Source organism: Halomonas sp. AOP7-B1-5, assembly GCF_052353045.1.
In the GTDB taxonomy this organism is placed as follows: Bacteria; Pseudomonadota; Gammaproteobacteria; order Pseudomonadales; family Halomonadaceae; genus Vreelandella; species Vreelandella colorata.
On record NZ_JBQTDC010000002.1, the window covers coordinates 90,344 to 113,676 of the forward strand.

At 52.9% G+C, this 23,333-nt stretch carries 21 protein-coding genes; 14 read left to right on the forward strand and 7 right to left on the reverse strand.

Annotated elements, in window-relative coordinates; genetic code table 11:
- Positions 1-35 precede the first annotated feature (35 nt).
- Complete coding sequence (locus tag ACT3XD_RS01650) at positions 36-971, reverse strand: 2-hydroxyacid dehydrogenase (RefSeq protein WP_192536931.1); 936 nt, start codon at positions 969-971, stop codon at positions 36-38.
- 136 nt (positions 972-1,107) lie between these two features.
- Between ACT3XD_RS01650 and ACT3XD_RS01655 the strand changes: the two genes are divergently transcribed.
- From ACT3XD_RS01655 to ACT3XD_RS01670, 4 genes are all read left to right on the forward strand, one after another.
- Entirely contained in the window at positions 1,108-2,118 is a 1,011-nt protein-coding gene (locus ACT3XD_RS01655) for a DNA topoisomerase IB (RefSeq protein ID WP_192536932.1), read from the forward strand.
- Between the two features lie 165 nt (positions 2,119-2,283).
- Positions 2,284-3,483 (forward strand): ectoine hydrolase DoeA, encoded by a 1,200-nt coding sequence (gene doeA, locus ACT3XD_RS01660; protein WP_192536933.1) that lies wholly within the window; start codon positions 2,284-2,286, stop codon positions 3,481-3,483.
- A gap of 53 nt (positions 3,484-3,536) precedes the next feature.
- Complete coding sequence (gene doeB, locus ACT3XD_RS01665) at positions 3,537-4,553, forward strand: N(2)-acetyl-L-2,4-diaminobutanoate deacetylase DoeB (RefSeq protein ID WP_192536934.1); 1,017 nt, start codon at positions 3,537-3,539, stop codon at positions 4,551-4,553.
- Between the two features lie 8 nt (positions 4,554-4,561).
- Positions 4,562-5,038, forward strand: a complete 477-nt coding sequence (locus ACT3XD_RS01670; protein ID WP_192536935.1) for an Lrp/AsnC family transcriptional regulator — start codon at positions 4,562-4,564, stop codon at positions 5,036-5,038.
- Between the two features lie 103 nt (positions 5,039-5,141).
- Here the strand turns inward: ACT3XD_RS01670 and ACT3XD_RS01675 are convergent, their stop codons facing one another.
- Entirely contained in the window at positions 5,142-6,359 is a 1,218-nt protein-coding gene (locus ACT3XD_RS01675; RefSeq protein ID WP_192536936.1) for a GGDEF domain-containing protein, read from the reverse strand.
- A gap of 379 nt (positions 6,360-6,738) precedes the next feature.
- Between ACT3XD_RS01675 and ACT3XD_RS01680 the strand changes: the two genes are divergently transcribed.
- From ACT3XD_RS01680 to ACT3XD_RS01700, 5 genes are all read left to right on the forward strand, one after another.
- On the forward strand, positions 6,739-8,235 hold the full coding sequence (locus ACT3XD_RS01680; protein ID WP_192536937.1) for an NAD-dependent succinate-semialdehyde dehydrogenase: 1,497 nt from the start codon (positions 6,739-6,741) through the stop codon (positions 8,233-8,235).
- Positions 8,236-8,431: 196 nt separating this feature from the next.
- The gene (locus ACT3XD_RS01685) at positions 8,432-9,865 is read left to right on the forward strand and encodes an aminotransferase (protein ID WP_192536938.1); all 1,434 of its coding nucleotides are present in this window, start codon (positions 8,432-8,434) and stop codon (positions 9,863-9,865) included.
- A 112-nt stretch (positions 9,866-9,977) separates the two neighbouring features.
- The gene (locus ACT3XD_RS01690) at positions 9,978-10,655 is read left to right on the forward strand and encodes a haloacid dehalogenase type II (protein ID WP_192536939.1); all 678 of its coding nucleotides are present in this window, start codon (positions 9,978-9,980) and stop codon (positions 10,653-10,655) included.
- A gap of 60 nt (positions 10,656-10,715) precedes the next feature.
- A complete protein-coding gene (locus ACT3XD_RS01695; protein ID WP_192536940.1) occupies positions 10,716-11,063 on the forward strand; it encodes a putative quinol monooxygenase in 348 nt (115 codons plus the stop codon).
- 48 nt (positions 11,064-11,111) lie between these two features.
- Entirely contained in the window at positions 11,112-11,579 is a 468-nt protein-coding gene (locus ACT3XD_RS01700; protein ID WP_192536941.1) for an S-ribosylhomocysteine lyase, read from the forward strand.
- 101 nt (positions 11,580-11,680) lie between these two features.
- On the opposite strand, the gene ACT3XD_RS01705 is transcribed toward ACT3XD_RS01700, so the two are convergent.
- On the reverse strand, positions 11,681-12,385 hold the full coding sequence (locus tag ACT3XD_RS01705; protein ID WP_192536942.1) for an inorganic diphosphatase: 705 nt from the start codon (positions 12,383-12,385) through the stop codon (positions 11,681-11,683).
- A gap of 88 nt (positions 12,386-12,473) precedes the next feature.
- Entirely contained in the window at positions 12,474-13,124 is a 651-nt protein-coding gene (locus tag ACT3XD_RS01710; protein WP_192536943.1) for a DUF1826 domain-containing protein, read from the reverse strand.
- A gap of 255 nt (positions 13,125-13,379) precedes the next feature.
- Here ACT3XD_RS01710 and ACT3XD_RS01715 point away from each other — a divergent pair, with 255 nt between their 5' ends.
- Both ACT3XD_RS01715 and ACT3XD_RS01720 read left to right on the forward strand, forming a co-directional pair.
- Entirely contained in the window at positions 13,380-14,411 is a 1,032-nt protein-coding gene (locus tag ACT3XD_RS01715) for a CNNM domain-containing protein (RefSeq protein WP_192536944.1), read from the forward strand.
- Between the two features lie 170 nt (positions 14,412-14,581).
- Positions 14,582-15,232: a peroxiredoxin gene (locus ACT3XD_RS01720; protein WP_192536945.1), complete on the forward strand. Its 651-nt coding sequence runs from the start codon at positions 14,582-14,584 to the stop codon at positions 15,230-15,232.
- A gap of 68 nt (positions 15,233-15,300) precedes the next feature.
- Here the strand turns inward: ACT3XD_RS01720 and ACT3XD_RS01725 are convergent, their stop codons facing one another.
- The gene (locus tag ACT3XD_RS01725) at positions 15,301-16,575 is read right to left on the reverse strand and encodes a methyl-accepting chemotaxis protein (RefSeq protein WP_192536946.1); all 1,275 of its coding nucleotides are present in this window, start codon (positions 16,573-16,575) and stop codon (positions 15,301-15,303) included.
- 137 nt (positions 16,576-16,712) lie between these two features.
- The gene (locus ACT3XD_RS01730) at positions 16,713-17,150 is read right to left on the reverse strand and encodes a MerR family transcriptional regulator (RefSeq protein ID WP_192536947.1); all 438 of its coding nucleotides are present in this window, start codon (positions 17,148-17,150) and stop codon (positions 16,713-16,715) included.
- Positions 17,151-17,218: 68 nt separating this feature from the next.
- On the opposite strand from ACT3XD_RS01730, the gene ACT3XD_RS01735 reads away from it, so the two are divergent.
- Positions 17,219-19,345: a heavy metal translocating P-type ATPase gene (locus ACT3XD_RS01735; RefSeq protein WP_192536948.1), complete on the forward strand. Its 2,127-nt coding sequence runs from the start codon at positions 17,219-17,221 to the stop codon at positions 19,343-19,345.
- An 83-nt stretch (positions 19,346-19,428) separates the two neighbouring features.
- On the opposite strand, the gene ACT3XD_RS01740 is transcribed toward ACT3XD_RS01735, so the two are convergent.
- Positions 19,429-20,442: an isocitrate dehydrogenase gene (locus ACT3XD_RS01740; RefSeq protein WP_192536949.1), complete on the reverse strand. Its 1,014-nt coding sequence runs from the start codon at positions 20,440-20,442 to the stop codon at positions 19,429-19,431.
- A 523-nt stretch (positions 20,443-20,965) separates the two neighbouring features.
- Between ACT3XD_RS01740 and ACT3XD_RS01745 the strand changes: the two genes are divergently transcribed.
- Together ACT3XD_RS01745 and ACT3XD_RS01750 are read left to right on the forward strand one after the other, a co-directional pair.
- Positions 20,966-22,456 (forward strand): SulP family inorganic anion transporter, encoded by a 1,491-nt coding sequence (locus ACT3XD_RS01745; RefSeq protein WP_192536950.1) that lies wholly within the window; start codon positions 20,966-20,968, stop codon positions 22,454-22,456.
- Positions 22,457-22,475: 19 nt separating this feature from the next.
- Positions 22,476-23,333: a universal stress protein gene (locus ACT3XD_RS01750; protein WP_192536951.1), complete on the forward strand. Its 858-nt coding sequence runs from the start codon at positions 22,476-22,478 to the stop codon at positions 23,331-23,333.

Sequence of the window (23,333 nt, forward strand, 5' to 3'; positions counted from 1 at the left end):
ACCAGACGCGTTCGCTACCCAAGGTTTTAAGCGTTTTAGTAGCCTTGGCTGGAGTTAACGATCGTCAGCGTTTCACCTGCCTCAAAGGCGTGCAGATAGGAAATAACCTGGTCAATGGCGTCATTCAGAGGGGTTGGGGCCGCCATATGAGGTGTAACTATCACCCGTGGATGCTGCCAAAGAGGATTTCCAGCAGGCAGCGGCTCTTCGCAAAACACATCTAACAATGCGCCGCGCAGGTGGCCGGGTTGATCGTTATCGCCCAGCGCCTCAAGAAGCGCCTGTTCATCAATCAGGCTACCCCGCCCGGGGTTTATCACGCTGGCGCCCTGGGGCAGTTTGGCCAGCCGTTCAGCGTTAAGAATGCCTTGGGTTGCGGGGGTATCAGGCAAAATAGCGACTACGCTCTGCACCTGGCTAAGCAGCTCATCCAGCCCTTCATCGCCATGCAAACACTGTACGCCTTTAATTGTCTTGGGCGAGCGGCTCCAGCCCAGCACCGGAAAGCCTGCCTGCTGCAGGGCGCTTGCCACATACGCGCCGATAGCACCTAGACCGAGTACACCCACCGGCCAATCGGCTTTATCTACCACGCGTTGTGGCTGCCATTCGGCGCTGGTTTGCTGATCGGCGTAGCAGTCCATGCTGCGGTAAAAGTGCAAAACGCCGTAGAGGACATAGTCGGCCATAAGCTCGCCCATACCCGCATCGCGCAGTTTTACGATGGGAACATCGACGGGCAGCCCTGGTGTGCTGAGCAAATAATCCACCCCGGCGCCCAGGTTGATGATGCCTTTAAGCTGTGTCTGCTCTTTCAAGAGATGCGCAGGTGCCTTCCACACGGCGAGGTAATCAGCATTTTGTCGTGCTTCTTCAGGCGCATCGCTGGTGACGACCGTTGCGTTAGGTAGCGCTTTAGAAAGGGCAGCGCGCCATTGTTCGGCGTCATCGGTATGCACAACAATTTTCATCTTGCCTCCTGGCGTGGTGGGTTTATCTGTTAACTATCATGGGTGAGGTCGACTATAGGCTGCAAGTCGTAACACCACGATAAACCAGTGCGTTTGGCCTACGCTTAAACGAACATCACGGTAAAGGGAAATTACCATGTCCGAGGCTTCGCTTCGTAAGGTGACTCGCCACCGCAGTGGCAAAGGATTTACCTATAGAACAGCGACAGGAAAAACATTACGCGATACGCGCTGGCGCGAGTGGATCGATTCCTTGGCGATCCCGCCCGCCTGGCAGAACGTCGAGATTACTCTCAATCGCCGCCACCATATTTATGCGGTAGGGCGTGATGACGCTGGGCGCAAACAGTACATCTATAACCCCAAATGGCGTGAAGCCCGCGAGGCAAAAAAGTTTGATCGCATCGTCGACTTCGCCCAGCGGCTGACCACTATGCGACGTATAACGGGGCAGCATTTAACGCTTGAAGGCCTGCCCCGGGAAAAGGTATTGGCCTGCATGGTGCGTTTGATCGACAGCGCCTACTTTCGGCCCGGCAGTGAGCGCTATCGACGGGAAAACGAATCCTACGGGTTAACCACCATGCGCTCCAAGCACCTCACCATTGAGGGCGATGAGCTGATTTTTGATTACCAGGGTAAAAGTGGCCAGCATCAGCACCGGGTCGTCGAGGATGCGAAACTCGCCCAGGTGGTCGCCGAGCTTGACGATATTCCGGGTTACGAAATCTTTAAGTACTTTGACGAAGATGGCAGCAAGGTACGCGTTGATAGTGCCGATCTGAACGACTATATCCACGAAGTGATGGGCGAAACTTTCAGCGCAAAAGATTTCCGCACCTGGGCGGGTACGTCACTTGCCGCGCTGGCGCTTGAGGAGCTGGGTATTGGCGAAGATGATAAGGCCAGCCAGAAAAATGTCCGTCAGGCGGTGGAGCATGTGGCGCAATCGCTAGGCAATACGCCAAGTATCGCTAAAGCCAGCTACATTGACCCGCGAGTGGTCGAGAGTTACCTGGATGGCCGCACTCTAGAGCACTTTCGCCAGCTGGTGAAGAACGAACTTGAAAACGAGCGGCTCATTGGCCCGGATGAGCGTGCTGTACTGGAGCTTTTACGCAGCCGTTTAAAGGAACAATTAAGTTGATGGGCATAAAGGCTTTGACCCGTAACCAAGGGGTGGTGCTAGTATCGGGCTAAGACGACATTGGCAAGCCCATGAGCGGCGGGGCCAGGTCGACCCTCTGGCCCGTTGCTTGGCGTGAAACAAACGCGCACCGGTTCTTGATGATCTTTGATGGTGAGTTGCCCGATGACTCAGGTTTCCCTGCCTTTTACGCGTGAAGAGTATGCTCAGCGCCTATGGAAGGTGCGTGCTGAAATGGCCAGCCGCGGTATTGATGTATTGATCGTCAGTGACCCATCTAACATGGCATGGCTGACCGGCTATGACGGCTGGTCGTTTTATGTGCACCAGTGCGTACTGGTGAGCCTTGAGGGCGAGCCGGTATGGTTTGGTCGGCGTATGGATGCCAACGGCGCGCTGCGAACCTGCTGGATCGACCCTGCCAATATTACCTATTACCCGGATTACTATGTTCAGAATCCGGAGATGCACCCGATGGATTATCTGGCCCAGTCGATCATGCCAGATCGCGGTTGGCACACCGGCGTGGTGGGCATGGAGATGGATAATTACTATTTCTCCGCCAAGGCCTACCAGAGCCTGCTGCGTGAGCTGCCCCACGCGCGCTTTATTGATGCCAATGCGCTGGTGAACTGGTGCCGGGCGATCAAGTCGCCCCAGGAAATCGCGTATATGCGCATTGCCGGCAAAATTGTTGAAGGCATGCACTCGCGCATTCTGGAAGTGATCGAACCGGGGCTGCCCAAGAGCAAGCTGGTATCGGAAATCTATCGGGTCGGCATTGAAGGCTTTGTAGACGAAAACGGCAAAGTGTATGGCGGTGACTACCCTGCGATTGTACCGATGCTGCCGACGGGTAAAGATGCCGCTGCACCGCATTTGACCTGGGACGATACGCCGTTTCGTGAAGGCGAGGGCACGTTCTTCGAAATTGCCGGGGTGTTCAAGCGCTATCATGCGCCCATGTCGCGTACCGTGTTTCTGGGCCGGCCACCGACCGACTTTATTCGCGCTGAATCGGCCCTGCTGGAAGGGATCGAAAACGGCTTGGCGGTTGCCAAGCCCGGCAATCGCACCGCCGATATCGCGATGGCCTTGGGCGCTGCCATGGATAAATACGGCTTTGACCGGGGTGGCGCGCGCTGTGGCTATCCCATCGGTATCTCCTACCCACCGGATTGGGGCGAGCGCACCATGAGCTTGCGCCCCTCTGATGAGTCCATCCTGAAGCCCGGCATGACCTTTCACTTCATGCCTGGATTATGGGTGGAAGACTGGGGGCTGGAAATTACCGAAAGCATCTTGATTACTGAAACAGGCTGCGAAACGCTGGCCAATTTTCCACGGCAGCTATTCGTTAAATGATGATAAGTCGTTAAATGACGATAAGCCGTTGAGTAACTGATTAAGGATTCGTTATGACCCTGCGACCGAGCCCGATTTCCGCGACTGTCGACTTTGATGCTGACGGCGTGCAGCACGGTTTTTTAAAGCTGCCTATCTCCACCGATATTTCGGCCTGGGGGGCGGTAATGATCCCGATCACGGTGGTCAAGAATGGCGAAGGCCCGACGGCGCTATTAACCGGCGGTAACCACGGGGATGAGTATGAAGGTATTACTTCACTGCTTAAGCTTGCCAATGCGCTTACCGCAGAGGACGTCAGCGGGCGGGTGATCATCGTGCCGTGCATGAATACGCCGGCGGTGATGGCAGGCGCGCGCACCTCACCCATGGACAAAGGCAACCTTAACCGCAGCTTTCCGGGCGACCCAAACGGCAGCGTGACGTTTCAGATAGCTGATTACTTCACCCGCGTGCTGGTGACCATGAGTGACGTGGTGCTGGATCTGCACTCCGGTGGCCGCACGCTGGATATTCTACCGTTCGGCGCTTCTCATGTGCTGGATGACAAGGCCCAGCAGCAGGCCGCTCTGGAGGGTGCCAAGGCCTTCGGCGCGCCCTACGCCATGGTGATGTTCGAACTCGACGCCGAAAAGCTCTTCGACACCGCCTGTGAACGACAGGGCAAGGTATTTGTAGCCACCGAACTGGGTGGCGGCGGGACTTCGACGCCGCAAAGTATGGCGATTACCGAGCGCGGCGTACGCAACTTCCTGATCCATTACGGCTTAGTAGAGGGCGAGGTGGAAATGCCGGAAGGTGGGCAGGTCTATCTGGATATGCCGGATGCCAGCTGCTACGTGCAGAGCCAGCACACCGGCGTACTTGAGCTTTGCGTGGCGCTGGGCGATGCCGTGACGAAAGGGCAGGTGTTGGCCTACGTGTACGATATGACCCGCACCGGCAGCGAGCCGGTTGCCTACCGCGCTGAACGCGATGGTATTCTGATGGCGCGCCGCGCCCCGGCGCTGGTCAATATGGGGGATACCATTGCGGTGATTGCCGATGTTGTCGAACGCCTGGAGGCATAGCCCAAGGCATGATGAAACTCGACCGTTATGATCTGAAAATTCTCGATATCCTTTCCCGCGATGGGCGAATCACCAAGTCCAAGCTGGCCGAGGCGATTAACCTCTCGGTCAGCCCCTGCTGGGAGCGGGTCAAACGCCTGGAAAAAGCCGGGGTGATTGAGGGCTACACCGCGCGTATCAATGCCGACGTACTGGTGCCGCGTAATCCGGTGTGGGTGCAGATTGAGCTTAAAGCCCACAACGCTGAAAGCTTTGCGCGTTTTGAAGCCTTGGTAATGGAAACCCCGGATGTTACTGAATGTGTTGCTGTAGGTGGTGGCGTCGATTACCTGGTGAAGTTTGAAGCGCGCACGATTGATAGCTATCAGCGATTGATGGACAAGTGGCTGGTATCCGAGGCGGGCATCGAGCGTTATTTCACCTATATCGTGACCAAAACCGTTAAGCGTCAGCCGCTGCCTGTCGATGTTGATGCATTTCTATGATCTTAAATATCCCCGGGGGTTTTAGACATCACCGGGGGGCTTAAACATCATGTAGGGAAGGGCGTTTAACGGGCGGGATACGCTTAAATGAGCGCAAGCAGGCTTATAATGGGTTCATGGTCTCGCCAGGTGCTAATGGGGGACATGTAGCGCTATGAATATTGTGGCATACCCGGTTACGGCCCTCGCGCTTCGCTTGATAAAGCGCTTCATCGGCCGATTTGATCAAGGTTTGAAGGCTGGTACTGCCGTCTAGTGAGCCGCAACACACACCGACACTGACGCTTACTATTCCATTAGTGGGCTGATGAGGTATGGCAATATCAATAACGTACTGGCGGATGCTCTCTGCTAAGAGAAGCGAGCTTTTAAATGATGATGTCTCATTAGGATGTAACACCAGAAATTCTTCCCCGCCATATCGGCACACAACGTCGTTAGTATCACAGGCGCTGCGTAGCGCGTTTGCTACTGCACATAGACAGCTATCACCTTCGTTATGACCATAGTAATCGTTATAAGCTTTGAAATTATCCACATCGATAAGGATGATGGCCACTCGCCTGGAGGCGCTGACGTTTCGCTTAAGCGCTTTGGCGCGAAGAGCCAGAGCTCGGCGATTGGCAAGATCGGTAAGAGGGTCAATACAAGAAATTCGCTCTAACTCTGCGTTACGGGCAGCCAGCTCTTCGCGTAGCTGCTCTACGCTCACTTTTTCCAGATAAAGCCTTAAAGATTCGGCTGAGAAACGATAATTAGCCATTAACGAAAGCACCAGTACGGGCATCCCTACAGATAAGTGATGGAGAACGTACCTGGCGTTGGCGCCTTCCAAAAACCAGATAGTGGTATAAAGGCAAGCAAATACAAATAGAGAACCATAAAGACTGTACTCAAACGGGGGGGTGATAACGATGGTGAGCACTAAAAAAAAGACTAGCCCCGCGTAAAAGTAATTTAATACGTTTGGATCATTGGAGCCGAGAAGAACGGCGCACCATACGAGGGTACCCAGACAAGCTTGGCAAACGCCGGCTAACTCCTTACGCCGAATAGAAACCGACCGCTGATAGTAAGCAAATAGCATAATGGTCGGTGGCCCAACGATTAATCCACGCAGCAACACTGAGCGTAAAGTAATATCAGGCAGCAAATTGATATCGACAAGCGTATAAGAGAAATAGAACGTGGCCAGCCAGACGGTAATACGTTTGAGCGAGCGCAGACGCTCGTCATGCCGGTCACTATCATATAGATCACGCACCGTCACGTTACCGAGACGCTGTGAAAGTTGCTGATAATAGACAGAAAATCGGTACACAGTAACGGTCTCTCAGCTTGCTAAGCCTTAACGTGACTATATTTGCGGAGCAGGTTTGCTCACAATCGTAAGAACTAGGGTCATCTTAGCCGAGTATTATGGTAAAAAACGTTTAAATTTAAAGTATCGCGGCTATTTACACTCTTTATAATTTTAGTTTGATACTGCGCAACAATACGCTTGCGCCAACCAAAAAAAACCACTCCCAAACGCCCGTTGACAAAAAAAGCCGCATAATAAGTGGCAGTTTTCAAAAACACTTCGTGCGCTATCTCCCTTACGCTAGGCACATCGAAAAACTAGGCCAAAAGCTAATTTTTCAATCGTCAACGTGCAACGGTTTGTCGCCTGTCAATGGCTTCAACCAGGGGAGGTTTCCATGACCACACTATCGACCACGCTGGTTAAACGCTTGGAAGACCCACGCCTGTTCCGCCAGTATGCCTATGTGAATGGCAAATGGACGCATGGGGAAGGTGGCCGTGAAGAAGCGGTGTATGATCCGGCAACCAACGAAGCTATAGGTCATATCCCGCTGCTTGAAGCCAAACAGATTACCGCAGCTGTTGATGCGGCAGAGGCCGCCTTTGTCCGCTGGCGTGCCCTGCGTGCCGATGAGCGCTGCGAACGTCTGCTCGCCTGGTACGATTTGATTCAGGCCAATCGTGAAGATCTGGCGACCATCATGACGCTGGAGCAGGGCAAACCACTGCCCGATGCGCGTGGTGAAGTAGAGTACGGGGCAAGTTTTGTGCGCTGGTTTGCCGAAGAGGGTAAACGCACTTACGGGGAAACCATCCCCAGCCATATTCCCAACGCCTCGCTGGGCACTATTAAAGAGCCTGTCGGCATCGCGGCGATGATTACGCCGTGGAATTTTCCACTGGCAATGATTACCCGTAAAGCGGCGGCCGCGCTGGCTGCTGGCTGTCCGGTGATTGTTAAACCTGCCAATGAGACGCCTTTTTCAGCGCTGGCGCTGGCGGAATTAGCCGAGCGTGCAGGCATCCCAGACGGTATTTTTAACGTAGTATTGGGTGAGCCTGCCGAGGTCTCAAAAATTCTATGTGGCGAGCCGCGCATTCGAGCGCTGTCATTTACCGGCTCCACCCGCGTTGGCCGCCTGTTAATGGAACAAAGCGCCGGTACCGTGAAACGTCTTTCCCTGGAATTGGGTGGCAATGCGCCGTTTATCGTTGGGCCGGATATGGATCCTAAGGAAGCGGCCTATGCGGCGGTTGCGGCCAAGTTCCAAACGGCCGGGCAGGACTGTCTGGCAGCCAATCGTATTCTGGTGCACGAATCCATTCACGATGAGTTTGTTAAGCAATTTACCGAGCGCATGGAGGCGTTAACCGTAGGTAACGGATTGCAGGGTGAAGTAGACCTTGGCCCGTTGATTCATCGCCAAGCCGTAGAGAAGGCCGCTGCAATTGTCGACGATGCGATTTCCCAGGGTGCAACGCTAGTAATGGGTGACCAGAGCCAAGCCCCGGGCGAAAACTTCTTTATGCCGGTGCTATTAACGGACGTAACGCCACAAATGAAAGTCTGGCGGGAAGAGAACTTCGCCCCTGTGGCCGGGATTACTGCTTATTCGAGCGATGAAGAAGTCATCGAGCTTGCCAATGATACCGAGTATGGCCTGGCGGCCTATGTCTATACCCATGATATCCGCCGGATCTGGAAACTGATGCGTGCGCTGGAGTACGGCATGGTCAGCGTCAATTCGGTGAAGATGACCGGCCCGCCGGTGCCGTTCGGCGGCGTGAAACAGTCTGGCCTTGGCCGGGAGGGTGGCGCCACCGGTATCGACGAGTATCTCGAAACCAAGTATTACTGCCTGGGCGCGCTGGGTTCGGTCTCGGGGAGCTAGCTGCGCTTCGGCCTGGCGTTGTTGAACCGTCGCCGAGAAATGCTCATGGACAAATGTCCACTCCGCTTTCTCGGCGACGGTTCGCCTAGCCAGACCTCTGCTCGCAGAGCTTCGCTTATTGCATGTAAATTTAAGTCTTATTAATTTTTAAAAACCTTCCTAAATGTAGGAAGGTTGATCGTACAGAGAGAACGCTATGAGCTTGCATCAGGATCTGATCGAACGCGACCGCAAAGTCACTTTTCACGCCTCTACTCACCTGCGTGATTTTGCCCATGGCGATGCGCCGGGCCGTGTAATTACCGGCGGTAAGGGTATCAATATCGTGGATAAGGACGGCCGCGAATTTATCGACGGCTTTGCTGGGCTTTACTGCGTTAATATCGGCTATGGCCGCACGGAAATTGCCGAGGCGATTTATAAGCAGGCAATGGAAATCTCCTACTACCACACTTACGTGGGCCACTCGAACGAGCCGCAGATTGCGCTTTCCGAGCGTATTCTGAAAATCGCCGGCATGAATATGTCCAAAGTCTACTACGGCATGTCAGGCTCAGACGCTAACGAAACCCAGCTGAAAATCGTGCGTTATTACAACAACGTGCTGGGCCGTCCGCAGAAGAAAAAGGTCATCTCGCGGATGCGCGGCTACCACGGCTCGGGCATTGCTTCCGGCTCACTGACCGGCCTCAAGGCGTTCCATGACCATTTCGATCTGCCTATCGATACCATCCGCCATACCGAAGCGCCGCACTACTACCTGCGCGCAGCCGAACAGCACGGCATGACTGAGCTCGAGTTCTCGTCTTACTGCGCCGACAAGCTGGAAGAGATGATTCTTGAAGAAGGCCCAGATACCGTGGCGGCGTTTATCGGCGAGCCGGTATTGGGTACGGGCGGTATCGTACCGCCGCCGGAAGGCTACTGGGATGCGATTCAAGCCGTGCTTGCCAAGTACGATGTGCTGCTGATCGCTGATGAAGTGGTGTGTGGCTTCGGGCGTACCGGCTCTGACTTCGGTAGCCACCACTACAACATGAAGCCTGATCTGGTCACGATTGCTAAAGGCCTGACCAGTGCTTACCAGCCGCTTTCCGGCGTGATTGTGGGTGAAAAAGTATGGCAAGTGCTTGAGCAGGGCACCGGCGAGTTTGGTCCCATCGGTCACGGTTGGACCTACTCTGGTCATGCGCTGGGCTGTGCGGCGGGCATTGCCAACCTGGATATCATTGAGCGTGAAAACCTGGTGGGTAACGCCGCGGAAACGGGTGCCTACTTCCAGGCGCAGCTTAAGGCTACCTTTGAAGGCCATCCGCTGTTAGGAGATGTGCGCGGCGTTGGCCTGATGGCCGCGCTTGAGTTTTCGCCCGAGGCGAAACAGCGCCTGCACTTTGACCCGGCATTAAAAGTTGGCCCACGCGTGGCGGCAGCGGCAATGGAAGAGAACTTGATTGCTCGCGCCATGCCCCAAGGGGATATCCTGGGCTTTGCGCCTCCGCTTACTATCAATCGCTCAGAAGTTGATGACATGATTGGTCGCGCCAAACGCGCTATCGACCGTGTAGCGGATGAGCTTACGCGCTCAGGCGATCTGAAAAAAGGCCATCAGGAAGCTGCCTTTACGGTTTAATGGATAGGCGCTGACCTTATAAACGCCGCTGCTTATGCAGCGGCGTTTTTGTTTTTGAACAAGGCGGCTATGCTGAACAGAGTGCATGATCGACTGAGAGGCAGGAGTGACTATGCAACCGGTATTGGCTTTTGATGTTTACGGCACGCTGATTGATACACAAGGGGTTACCACCGAGCTTGAACGGCGCCTGACGGATGCCTCCAAGGCGGGTGAGTTTGCCAAGCGATGGCGGGAGAAGCAGCTGGAGTACAGCTTTCGGCACGCATTGATGGGGGCTTACGTGCCTTTTTCAGAATGCACACGAGAAGCCCTGGTGTTCACCAACCGTGCGCTACAGGCGGGCCTTTCGGATAACGACCACGATCACCTGATGGCTATATATGCAGAGCTTCCTGCCTTCCCTGACGTGGTGCCTGCTCTTGATCAGCTACGTGACGCGGGTATCCGTTGCGTGGCGTTTTCCAACGGCACGGCTGAAGCGGTTACACAGTTGCTGGCACGTGCGGGGGTAGAAAGCCATATGGACGCGGTGGTGAGCGTGGATGATATCAAGCGCTTTAAACCAGACCCGGCAGTCTATGCGTATCTTCGCGCGCAGCTGGAGACGCGCCCTGAGCATACCTGGTTAATTTCCAGCAATCCCTTTGACGTGATTGGTGCAACCCATGCAGGGCTACGCAGTGCCTGGGTGCGGCGGCATTCCGATGCGCCATTTGATCCGTGGGGGATCGAGCCGGATATGACGGTGCCTGATTTGGAAACGCTGGCGGGGCGACTGATCGGTTAGGTTGGTATCCCGTCCCTGAAGCCGCATAATAGGCTACACGTAACGACTTAGGACGCGATCATGTCAGAGAAAATTTACTGTGTTGCCAGCTTTAAACCCAAACCGGGCAAAGAAGAGGCGGTGTTCAAGGCGCTTCAGTCGCTTGAACCAAATACTCACCGGGAAGACGCCTGCATTCACTACACGGTGACGCGCCAGATCGATAATCCCTTCGCTCAGGGCACCGGTTACCCGATCGTATTCCATGAAATCTGGGCCAGTCGTGAAGAGTTTGAAGCGCATTGCCAGCGTAAAGAGATTCAGGACTTCTTCGCTGAGCATGTTGAATCACCCGATGGCGATATCGAAGACGCCAATGTGTGCGTGTATACCGATGAACCGTGGAACTTTGACGCCCCCAAGGTATAAACCCCGCGTGTAGAATGGGCTCACGACACCGATAAACACGGAGCAAACATGACCGACAAGAAAATGAACGTTGAAAGCTTTAACCTGGACCATACCAAGGTAAAAGCGCCTTATGTGCGTCTGGCGGATATCAAGCAAGGCCAGAACGGCGACCAGATCCATAAATACGATCTGCGTATCTGCCAGCCCAATAAAGAACACATGGAGATGCCTGCGCTGCATTCTCTTGAGCACTTAATGGCCGAGCTATCGCGCAATCATACCGATAAAGTCGTCGATATCAGCCCCATGGGCTGCCAAACCGGCTTCTATATCGCGATGATTAACCACGATAACTACGACGACGTGCTAACCATCATCGAGCAAACGCTGAACGATGTACTAATCGCCACCGAAGTACCTGCCTGCAACGAAATGCAGTGTGGCTGGGCCGCCAGCCACAGCCTGGAAGGTGCTCAGGAACTCGCTCGTAACCTGCTCGCCAAACGCGGTGAGTGGACGGAAGTATTTGCTTGATTACGTAGTGATTTAGTAAACCTAAAACGCCTCTGTATAGAGGCGTTCTGCTGATAAGCTTGGTTATTTTTGCATTTGTTTTGCTATATAACACAGCTTATTTATGGCGTTGAAAAATTCTCAGCGGCCGCTTCTAATACAGCTAAAGCGGATTCGGCATCTTCAAACCCAAGCCCTTCCATACCGCCATCGGGCCCTTTGTAGTTTGCAAACCAAATATCGATGATTTGGCTAACACCAGGGAATTCACTATCGAGCTGCGTCATGCTTTCAACATGGGCAAATGGTGAACCTTGAGTCAGCACCGCTATGAGTTTGTCGTCTTGCTCACCGACATCCAGCATTTTCAGAACCCCAATAACGCGGACATCAACGATTTCGCCGCGTGGAATTGCCTGACCCAGCACAATCACGTCGAGCGGGTCGCCATCACCGCCCATTTCTTTAGGTAGGTCTGTGCCAGGAATCGCACCGTAATTTCCAGGGTAACCCAGATAATTTACAACGCGGGGCGCATCATTTTTATATTCCCAGTAAACCGCTTTCGTATCTTCTTTACTAACTTCCCATTTAGCTGATGTGCCTGTCGGGATTTCAATAATGGCGCTGACAACGCCATTGGAATTTATAGCATCCATCGCCATTAAATCTTGATCACCAACAAGGGTGAAATCATCCTTCATGGTCATGCTTGAGCTGTGAGGCGTCGTCTCAGAAAATGCTAAGCCACCCAGCGGCTCCGCATGAACGGTAGTCGTTAGCATTGAGGCGTACATCAAACTCGCAAGCAATATTTTGTTACGCATAACAATCCCCACACCTGATTAGATTTTACAAAAACGTTTACAAAAACTTATCAGATAGGGATGACGCATTAATGACAGTTTCAACATGTCAGGCAGGATCAATTGTAAGTAGCAGTCGCTTTTGCCCTTCATTAAGTGAGGGGCTGCGGTGCACTAGCGCGCTATGCTCGCATCCTTCCCAACCACTGCCTTTAATAAGCGCGATATCGCCTGCTTTGAGCGTTTGGACGGCATCAGGTTTAAGTACTATTTCAGGCCTGTCAGGAGTCGGGGCTCCCAAGCCATCGCGGTTAACGGCTTCTTCGGGCAGCCATTCACTGCCGGGGCCTAGGTAGGTTGTCACTAAGCGCACAGGAAGATTGTCGCAATGAAAACGCGGGCACATCGCCTCGGTCAATATTCTAAGCCGTATACCTACGGTCTGTGACTCAAACAGATAAGCAACCGCCTGGGCAAGGGACACAATATCGTCAATCAGAGCATTTGCCGCCTCCGGCTGCGGCGCGCGGCGCCTAAGTTCTTCTATGAGGTTGTCATCGGGGGTACCTAACCATGAAAACTGCCAGGGGCGCTCTGTTTGGCATTGCGCCGTAGCACTTAATGCAACGTCGGCAGGTAAGCGGCGTTGCATCACGGCAATATTAATGGAATCTTCAAATATACGCGGCAGCACGCTGATATCTTTACCCATCGCGGCATGAATGGGAGACAGTGTGGTCGAGGAGGCGGTGGCGGTCATAAGTTAACCTCGTCAAAGAAGAACGTAGTTAGTTATCAAAATCATAATTGATATGTTATAACATTAAATGCAGTTTGAGGTAACCTAACATTATTTTTCGGCATGCCGTTATCGCTTAATACCTTTCCATCCAAGCGCTTAGACATTCTGCGGGCGGCCACCATTGCCCATGTCAGAAAAGGCCTGCAGAGGTCTATTGACAGGCGTCCATAGTTGCTCCTATAAACACGCTATAACCCCTCACCTCAGGCGCTCATGTTCCTGCTCATCACGATTGCCACGCTTTCTATCGCACTGTCTTTCTTATGTTCCATCCTTGAAGCGGCCTTGCTCTCCCTTACGCCAAGCTATATCGCCAGGCTGAAAGAAGACAAACCCAAGCTGCATGCCTCGCTTAGCCAGCTTAAAACCAGCATTGACCGGCCACTGGCGGCGATACTGACGCTTAATACAATTGCGCATACCGTTGGTGCAACAGCGGTGGGGGCACAAGCGGCAGTGGTATTCGGAGAAGCCTCAATTGCCATTGTATCTGCCGTCATGACGATGCTGATTCTGATACTTTCTGAAATTATTCCCAAGACGATTGGCGCCACCTACTGGCGCGGTCTGGCACCGCTTTTGCCGCGTTTATTAAAGCCGATGATAGTGGGGTTACTGCCCTTTATCTGGATGTCGGAGCAGATTACGCGTCGGCTGGGCACGTCAGAGCACGACGTTGATCTACGCGACGAAATCAAGGTGTTGGCACGTGTTGGGCTTGAGGAGAAGGTGCTGGATGCTGATGAGTCGCGCACCATCATCAATATGCTTAACCTGCATGAAATTGCTGTAAGCCAAGCCATGACGCCAAGAACGGTGTGCGTGACAGTGCCACCGAACATGGACGTCAAGACATTTGATCAGCAGTACAGTAAGACGCCGTTTACGCGTTTTCCAGTGATGGATAACGGTGAAATGGCCTTTGGCTATGTGCATAAAGCCGATATGTATCATGCCGATGATGCTAAAACCATGCGTGAGCTTATGCATCCCATTGCGAGTGTCGATATCGCGCACAATGTAGAGCATGTGTTTGCTTCAATGCTCAAGGATCATCTGCACATGCGCGTTGTATATGACGAGCATGGCACCTTTGTGGGCCTTATTACGCTTGAAGATATTATTGAAACTATCCTGGGCCAGGACATTATTGATGAAACCGATAGCGTGGCCAATTTAAGGCATCACGCCAAGCAGCGCTGGCTGACCCGTATAAAGCATAAAGATTCCAGTTCCACTATTTAGATAGCAGGGCGTCTGGTTGGCTCATAAGATTCAGGCGCATGGTCCTGAAAAGAAAAACACATGAACGTTGGGATAACATTCGTAGTCTTAGCACTAAATGTTCTATGGTGAATTATCTATAGGTGGTTTAAGGTATTAAAAAAACATTAATCACCCGCGAAGGAGGCACTATGTCATTACGTATCAATGCGGTCGTTCCCGATTTTGAAGCCCAAACTAGCCAGGGGCCTATTCAATTTCATGAGTGGATCGGCGACAGCTGGGCTATTTTGTTTTCACACCCCAAAGATTTTACGCCGGTCTGTACCACTGAGTTTGGTGCGGTAGCCACACTAAGTGCCGAGTGGAAAAAACGCAGCACTAAAGTGATTGGCGTGTCGGTAGATGGTGTTGAAGATCACAAGCGCTGGGCGGGCGATATTACCCAGTACAGCGGCAGCGATGTTGACTTTCCGATCATTGCTGACGAAGGCCTCAAGGTTTCAAAGCTTTTTGATATGCTGCCTGAAGATGCTTACCTGCCGGATGGCCGCACGCCTGCCGATAGCGCCACGGTACGCTCGGTGTTTATCATTGGGCCGGATAAGCAGCTCAAGCTTTCCATGACCTATCCCATGACGGTAGGGCGTAATTTTGCAGAAATCCTGCGCGCCCTCGACGCCCTCCAGGCAACCGTTAAACACGGTGTTGCGACGCCTGCTGATTGGACCGTTGGCCAGGATGTGATTATTCCGCCCAGCGTCTCAGATGCTGACGCCAAGCAGAAATTTGGTGAGTTTGAAGCCGTGCTGCCTTACTTACGTAAAACGTCACTTAAGTAAGCGCTAAGTACTGCGTATAGTAAAGCCCTGAGGTTCTAAAACCTCGGGGCTTTTTTAGTGGGATTTGATCAAGCTTGCGAAGCTTCTAAGGCAAGTTGTTCAACCGTGTTCGATACGTTACGCGCGCCCAATAAGATTTCATTAACAATGTTTTCAATTTCACCAACGCTTGCCTGGCTTGATTTACCCTGTTCAACGACCAGCTGCATGGCCTCGGTGGTTTTCATTACTAGCGCCGTATTCTCTTTCAGCAACTGAGTAATTTCAGTTACCGCATTACTTGAGCCTGTCGCTAGCTGCCGAACTTCGTTAGCAACCACGGCAAAACCGCGTCCCTGTTCACCCGCCCGGGCAGCTTCTACAGCAGCGTTCAGCGATAGCAAATTGGTTTGGTTGGCAATGCGGGCAATGGAGGCTGTGATGCTATTGATGCTCTTGGCCTGTTCGTTCAGCGCTTCGATCAGCCGCTGAGCTTCCGCTATGGTCTGGGCGGCCTGGTCGGTATCACGCATGACTCGCTGCAGATGGTTTAGGCCGTTTTGAGCTATTTGTTCTGTCTGCGTTGACGTACTTTGTGCCGAAGAAACCGCTTGCTTAGTCGCTTCCGCTTCTTCAACGGCACGAGTGATATCGGTGGCAAACTTGACCACTTTAAATACCTTGCCGTTGGAATCAAAAATAGGGTTATAGGTGGCTTCTAGCCAAACGCTTTTGCCTTGTGCATTAATGCGCTCAAATTTACCCTGCATCAGCTCGCCCTGGGATAAAGACTGCCAGAAATGTGGATGCGTTTTATAAAAGTCCTCAGAGCAAAACAGCTGATGATGTACCCCAATAATTTGTTCATTGCGGTAACCCATTGTGCGTTCAAAATTCTCGTTGGCATTGAGTACGTTGCCTTCAGGGGTAAATTCAATTACCGCCATGGAACCGTTTAGCGCCTGAAGAACGGCATTTTTACGCTCAGCCTGGAGGTGAGCATCGGTGATATCGTTGGCTAACTTAACCACTTCACGGACGCGGCCCCGCCGGTCACAAATCGGAAGGTAAGTAGCTTCCAGCCATACTTCGTTGCCTTGGGCGTTAAAACGCCGGAACGTACCTCGACGGCTTTCACCGGCCGCTAACGCTTGCCAAAACGCCTGATATTCCGGCGTCTGGGCTTCAGCCTGACTGCAGAACATGCGGTGGTGCTGGTCGCGCAGATCGTTAAGGGTATAGCCCATGACCTCTAAAAACAGCGGGCTTGCGGTTTTGATATCGCCAGTCGGTGTAAAGGTAATGAACGCGGTGTGCTGTTGGACAGCGGTGCGTAAATGTGAGCTGGATCGTAAAGGTAGCATTAGTCGTGTGCTCATCGTATAGGGTTGGTATAATTTTTCTAAAAGATTAGTATGAGCTTACACTAAAAATACAGTTTTTTTCGTTTAGTGACAGTTGAATAAAATCGTAATATTTAGTTACCGCTAATTGATGCTATTTAATGGAGGGGTTCGCTCAGTACTTCAATAATGTGGCATTGCTTAACACTGCCCCCCGCGCATTGGTCAATGGTCTGGGTTAACTCATCACGTAGTGCGGTAAGGCGAGCGATACGCGACTCCACCTCCGCCAAGTGATGCCTTGCCAGTGCATCTACCTGTTGGCAGGGCATGGAGGGGTGATCAACCATTACCAAAAGCTCACGTATCGCATCCACAGAAAAACCGAAATCTCGTGCATGACGTATAAACGTCAGACGGCGGATAGCGGCAGGGGTATAACGCCGCTGATTACCTTGATTACGTGGTGCTGAAGGCAATAACCCTATGCGCTCGTAATAGCGCACCGTTTCAGGCTTACAGCCGGACAGACGTGCCAATTCACCAATGCCTACTTGCTGCTCAGAAATAGATTGTTGTGATATTTGCTCTTTCATGGCTTGAACCTCTAGTCGCTACAGGTATTACGCTGTCATTACGATAGGAGATTAAGGAAGCGAGTGCCATGTCTACTAGTCAACACAGCAGGTCGGATATCTTAACGCTCCATGTGCAAGGCATGGATTGCGGCGGGTGTGAGCGAAAAGTTGAAGCAGCATTGAGTCGCTTGGACAACATTCATCACGTCGCTGCCAGCAGTATCAGCGGTACGGTAAATATTGTCAGCGATGATAAAACGCGCCCTAACCGGCAAGCAGTGGAAGAAGCGCTGATACGTTTGGGGTACATCCCCGTAACGGCCGACTCATCCCAGTCCAGCTCGCCCGCCTGGTGGCAAACACCTAAAGGAAAGCTGGTGCTTTTGAGCGGAAGTTTGCTTTTGCTGGCATGGCTTTGCACGCTGGTTTGGCCAGCAGCTGGCCACTGGCCATTTTTGGCGACAACGCTGGTGGGGCTGATACCCATCGTACAGTCGGCATGGCGTGCCTTACGCATGCGCAATCCGTTTACCATTGAAATGCTGATGAGCATTGCCGCCGTGGGGGCGCTTGCTATTGGGGCCTTGGCAGAGGCCGCCGTAGTGGTATTTCTATTCGCGGTAGGAGAGCTGCTTGAAGGCGTTGCCGCGACTCAGGCGCGGCGGCGTATTTCGGCGCTCACGAATTTAACTCCCTCAACGGCACGGCTGTTAGTTGACGGCTTAACACGTGAAGTCGCTGCATCAACCTTAATGCCGGGTCAGCATGTTGTGGTGCGCCCCGGCGACAGAGTACCTTGCGATGGCTATATCCTTTCAGGCGAATCATCAATTGATGAATCACCGGTCACTGGAGAATCAGTGCCTCGCGCTCGCTTGGTCGATGACGACGTCTTTGCTGGTACGATTAACCTGGATGCCTTGATAACAATAGAGGTAACTCGCCGCGCTGAAGACAACACAATCGCGCGGATAGTGAGGCTTGTTGAAGAAGCGCAGGCCAATAAAGCACCAGTGGCACGTTTCATTGATCGTTTTGCCCAGATATATATGCCTGCTGTGGTAGTGGCCGCGTTGTTAGTTGCGTTGGTGCTTCCGCTGGCATTTGATATGACGTGGTCGGAGTCCACCTATCGAGCGCTCACGCTGTTATTGATTGCCTGCCCTTGTGCTCTGGTGATCTCAACGCCTGCAGCTATTGCCGCTGGGCTCTCCAGTGCAGCACGGCATGGGTTGCTGATTAAAGGCGGGGCTGTGCTGGAACAGCTAAGCCATCTTAAGCGGGTGGCCCTTGATAAAACGGGCACATTAACCGCGGGCGCTCCACAAGTAACCGATATTGAGGTTGCAACGCCGGGTGCTGAAACCCGATTACTGCGCCTGGCAGCGACTCTTGAACAGGGCGCTAATCATCCCATCGCAACCGCTATTACTAATCATGCGCAGGCGCAGGGCATTATCCCGTTAAACGAGGCGGTCTCTGTGCGCTCGCTGCCTGGGAGCGGGGTGATAGGCCACGTAGACGACAGTGAGGTAATGCTCGTTAGCCCCCGCTATCTGGCGCATATCGGACTGCCTTTAGATTCATGGGCAGAGCGTATCCAGACGCTTGAGCGGCAGGGGGAAAGCGTTGCCCTGTTAATTGAAAATCAAGTGCTGTACGGGCTAATTGCTTTACGTGATGAGCCGCGTGAGGACGCACTCGAAGGCATACAGGCACTTAAAAAACTGGGTGTGGAAGTGATTATGCTCAGCGGCGACAATAACCAAACGGCGCAAGCCATTGGAGAAAAGCTGGGGCTTCAAGCGTACGGTGAATTGATGCCTGATGATAAGGCGCAGCGGGTACGTGAATGGCAAGCAAAAGGATTAGGCCCGGTGGGTAAGGTCGGTGATGGGATTAACGATGCCCCGGCTTTGGCCGCGGCAGAGATAGGCATCGCCATGGGCAATGGGACCGATATAGCCTTGGAAACGGCGGATGCGGCCCTGCTGAAAAATCGCGTTAGCGGGGTCGCGGAGTTGATTAAACTATCCCGGGCAACGCTTTTTAACGTGAAAACCAATGTAGCGCTGGCGTTGGGCTTCAAAGCGGTTTTTCTGGTCTCTACGTTGCTGGGCGTAACCGGTATGTGGGTGGCCGTAATGGCAGATACAGGGGCAACGGTTTTGGTAACGCTAAATGCCATGCGTCTGCTACGTTATCGTTTTTAGCATGGCTGACTGAGAAACCAGCGTTTGTTGATCAAGGAACCTGCTCCAGGCCCTGAGTATAGAAGGGCCTGGATTCTCTAACGCTATGCTTCGACGTACTCAACCAACGCTTGGGCGAACGAGTCAGTGGTGCCTGTACCGCCCATGTCGGGGGTTACCATCTCGCGGCGCGTCTCAAGTACTTCACGGATACCTTGACGAATTGCCTCCGCTTTAGCATTCATGCCCAGGTGGTCAAGCATCTGCGCGGCGGCCAGCAGCAGGGCGCAGGGGTTGGCAAGCTTTTTACCCGCAATATCCGGCGCTGAGCCGTGCACCGCTTCAAAAATCGCGGCTTTTTCGCCAATGTTCGCTCCAGGAGCCAGGCCCAAACCACCCACTAACCCAGCACAAAGGTCTGAGAGAATATCGCCAAACAGGTTTGTGGTGACCACGACATCAAACTGATGCGGGTTCATCACCAGCTGCATACAGGCATTATCAACAATCATTTCCTGAAACTCGAGTTCGGGATACTCTTTGGCGATTTCGCGCGCCACTTCAAGAAACAGGCCTGAACTGGTTTTAATGATATTGGCTTTATGAACAGCGGTGACCTTTTTGCGCCCCTGGTTTTTAGCCAGCTCAAACGCATAACGTACAATGCGCTCAGACCCTTTACGGGTCACCTTGATAACGGAAATACCGGTGTTGCCTTCGTCGATCATCTCCTGCCCGTCAGACAGATAAGCGCCTTCGGTATTTTCGCGCACGGTAATCATATCGATATCTTCAAAGCGCGATTTAGTACCTGGGAAGCTAATGGCCGGGCGCACGTTAGCGTAAAGGTCAAAGTGGCGGCGAAGCTGAACGTTGATGGAAGAAAAGCCTTTGCCGATGGGGGTCGTAAGAGGGCCTTTAAGCGCAATGCCGTGTTTCTCAATGGCATCCAGTGATGCTTGAGGAATGAGCGTGCCATGTTTTTCAAGCGCTACCAAGCCTGCATCAACAAACTCATAGTTCAAGCCACACTCAAGGGCATTCAATACCTTTAAGGTGGCGTCCATAATTTCTGGACCGATGCCATCGCCTTCAATAACCGCAATCGTTTGGCTCATGTGTTGTTCCTCTGATGTCAATGACCGCTGGCCGCTATCGTTGACCAAGCGTATAGCGTGCGCTTTACGCGCTTGACCCCTATGGTAAGCGATGGCTATGCAGCAGGTCATCTCGCGCTGGGTATTCAAGTGTTTAATTAAACGTTTCTTGCGCTGGGGTGCAGAAAGGATGGCGTGCTGGTAAACTCTTCGCCTGCTCTGCCGTTTAACCCGCAATGGCAAGGCAGCTTCGTAAAATATCACGGCAAGGCATACGCGCAATGAAACACTCATTGGCAACATCTGTATTACTTACCGCTGGGTTGATGACTCCACCCTAGGTAATTCCCTTCTTTACCAACGTCACTGCGCGTAAGCGCTTCCACGGCGTTACGGCATTCTATTGCCGTTATTTGGCTACTGACGCTCTTGGCGTCTTCATTTTATAGCCTGACTCATACAATCTGATCCTAATGACGTGACATCTAGCCCTACATGGCGGTGTTGGCACGTCGTGTTTAATCCGTAACTATGGACTCCCTGAATGGCACTTTTCAGCAAGCATGAGTGGTTTTCCAATATTAAAGGCGACACGCTTTCAGGTCTGGTGGTGGCGCTGGCGCTGATCCCCGAGGCGATCGCGTTTTCGATCCTTGCCGAAGTTGATCCTAAAGTAGGTCTTTACGCCTCATTCTGTATTGCAGTGATTATCGCCTTTACCGGCGGCCGACCCGGGATGATCTCTGCCGCGACCGGCGCCATGGCGCTATTGATGGTCACGTTGGTACGCGAGCATGGCCTTGAGTACCTGCTGGCCGCCACGCTATTGACCGGCGTGTTCCAGATTATTGCCGGGTATTTAAAACTCGCGGAGCTGATGCGTTTTGTCTCGCGCTCGGTGGTGACCGGCTTCGTGAATGCGCTGGCTATTCTTATTTTCATTGCCCAACTGCCTGAACTGACCGACGTTACTTGGCATGTGTACGCCATGACCGCGGCCGGCCTGGCGATTATCTATTTGTTCCCCTATCTGCCTGTTATTGGCAAGTCGATTCCTTCTCCACTGGTATGCATCGTGGTATTGACCATTGTGTACATGGCAAGCGGCGTGGATATCCGTACCGTAAGCGATATGGGTGACCTTCCGGATACGCTGCCGATATTCTTATGGCCCGATGTGCCGCTTACGCTTGAAACGCTCGCAATCATTCTGCCCTATGCGCTGATGCTGTGCGTGGTGGGCCTGCTGGAGTCCATGATGACCGCGACCATCGTGGACGATTTGACCGATACTCCCAGTGACAAGAATCGCGAATGCAAGGGGCAGGGCGTGGCCAACATTGGCGCCGGTCTGATGGGCGGTATGGCGGGCTGTGCGATGATCGGTCAGTCGGTGATCAACATAAAATCCGGTGGCCGCACGCGACTTTCAACACTGATTGCCGGCGTGGTGCTGCTCTTGTTGGTGGTTTTCTTATCTGATTGGGTCTCTCAGATTCCCATGGCGGCGCTGGTAGCGGTTATGATTATGGTGTCGATCGGTACCTTTAGCTGGGCGTCGATTCGCGATCTCAAAAAGCACCCTTTAAGCACCAATATTGTCATGCTGGCGACCGTTGCTGTCACGGTAGGTACGCACAACCTGGCCATTGGGGTATTCGTGGGTGTGCTGCTCGCAGCCCTGTTCTTTGCTAATAAAGTGGGCAACATTCTTTACATCGGCTCAACTGAGATAGAGGCAGGTAATAGACGTGAATATCAGGTGGTAGGGCAGGTGTTTTTTGCCTCCTCCGAGCGTTTTATGGCGGCCTTTGATTTTAAAGAGAGCCTTGAGAGAGTAATAATCGATCTATCCAAGGCACACTTTTGGGATGTTACTGCTGTGCAAGCCCTTGACCGCGTGGTAATCAAATTCCGCCGCGAAGGCACCGAGGTAGAGCTTGTTGGCTTAAGCGAAGCCAGTGCCACGGTGGTGGATCGTTATGCAGTGCACAATAATCCTGAGGCTGTTGAAAAACTCATGGGCGGCCACTAATTAACACAAGGAGAGCAACATGAGTGAGCAAGTAATCGCCGCGATTGATGGCTCAGAGTTTTCAGAAGGTGTGTGCGATTACGCTGCCTGGGCAAGCTTGGCGCTAAATGCACCCCTGTGCTTTGTGCATGTGTTGGACAACCACTCAGCAGCGCCCAGTGAACAGGATCTTTCAGGTAATCTACATTTTGGCGCCCGCGAGCATTTGATGGAGGAGCTTTCAGCGCTTGATGAGCAGCGCGCCAAAGTGAACCGCGAGCAGGGGAAGCTAATGCTGGAAGCCGCTCAGAAGCGGACGAAAGCGAAAGACATTAGTGACTCGACTACCCGCCAGCTAAATGGGACGCTGGTGGAAACCTTGGTAGCGCTTGAAAAAGACATACGGCTACTGGTGGTAGGTAAACGTGGCGAGACGGCCCACCAGGCCAGCGGTCATCTGGGCGCCAATCTTGAGCGCGTCGTGCGTGAAATGCATCGACCGATTCTCATGGTCCCGGCTACCTTCAAGCGGCCTGAAAAGGTGCTGATCGCCTTCGATGGCAGCAAAACGGCTCGCAAGGGAGTAGAAATGCTGGCCCGCTCGCCGCTGTTTGCGGGCAGCGAGTGCCATGTATTGATTGTGGGTGCCGAAACGGCAGAAAATCACTCCCAGCTTGACTGGGCGCTGGATAATCTTCGCGAAGCGGGCCACCAGGCAGAAGGTGCTATTCGTGCAGGTGATGTAGACGAGGCATTACAGGCCTATGTGCAGGAGCACGGCATTGATCTGCTGGTGATGGGCGCCTACGGGCACTCGCGCATTCGCCATTTGCTGGTGGGCAGCACGACGACCGCGATGCTCCGCGGTAGCCATATCCCGGTGCTGATTCTGCGCTGA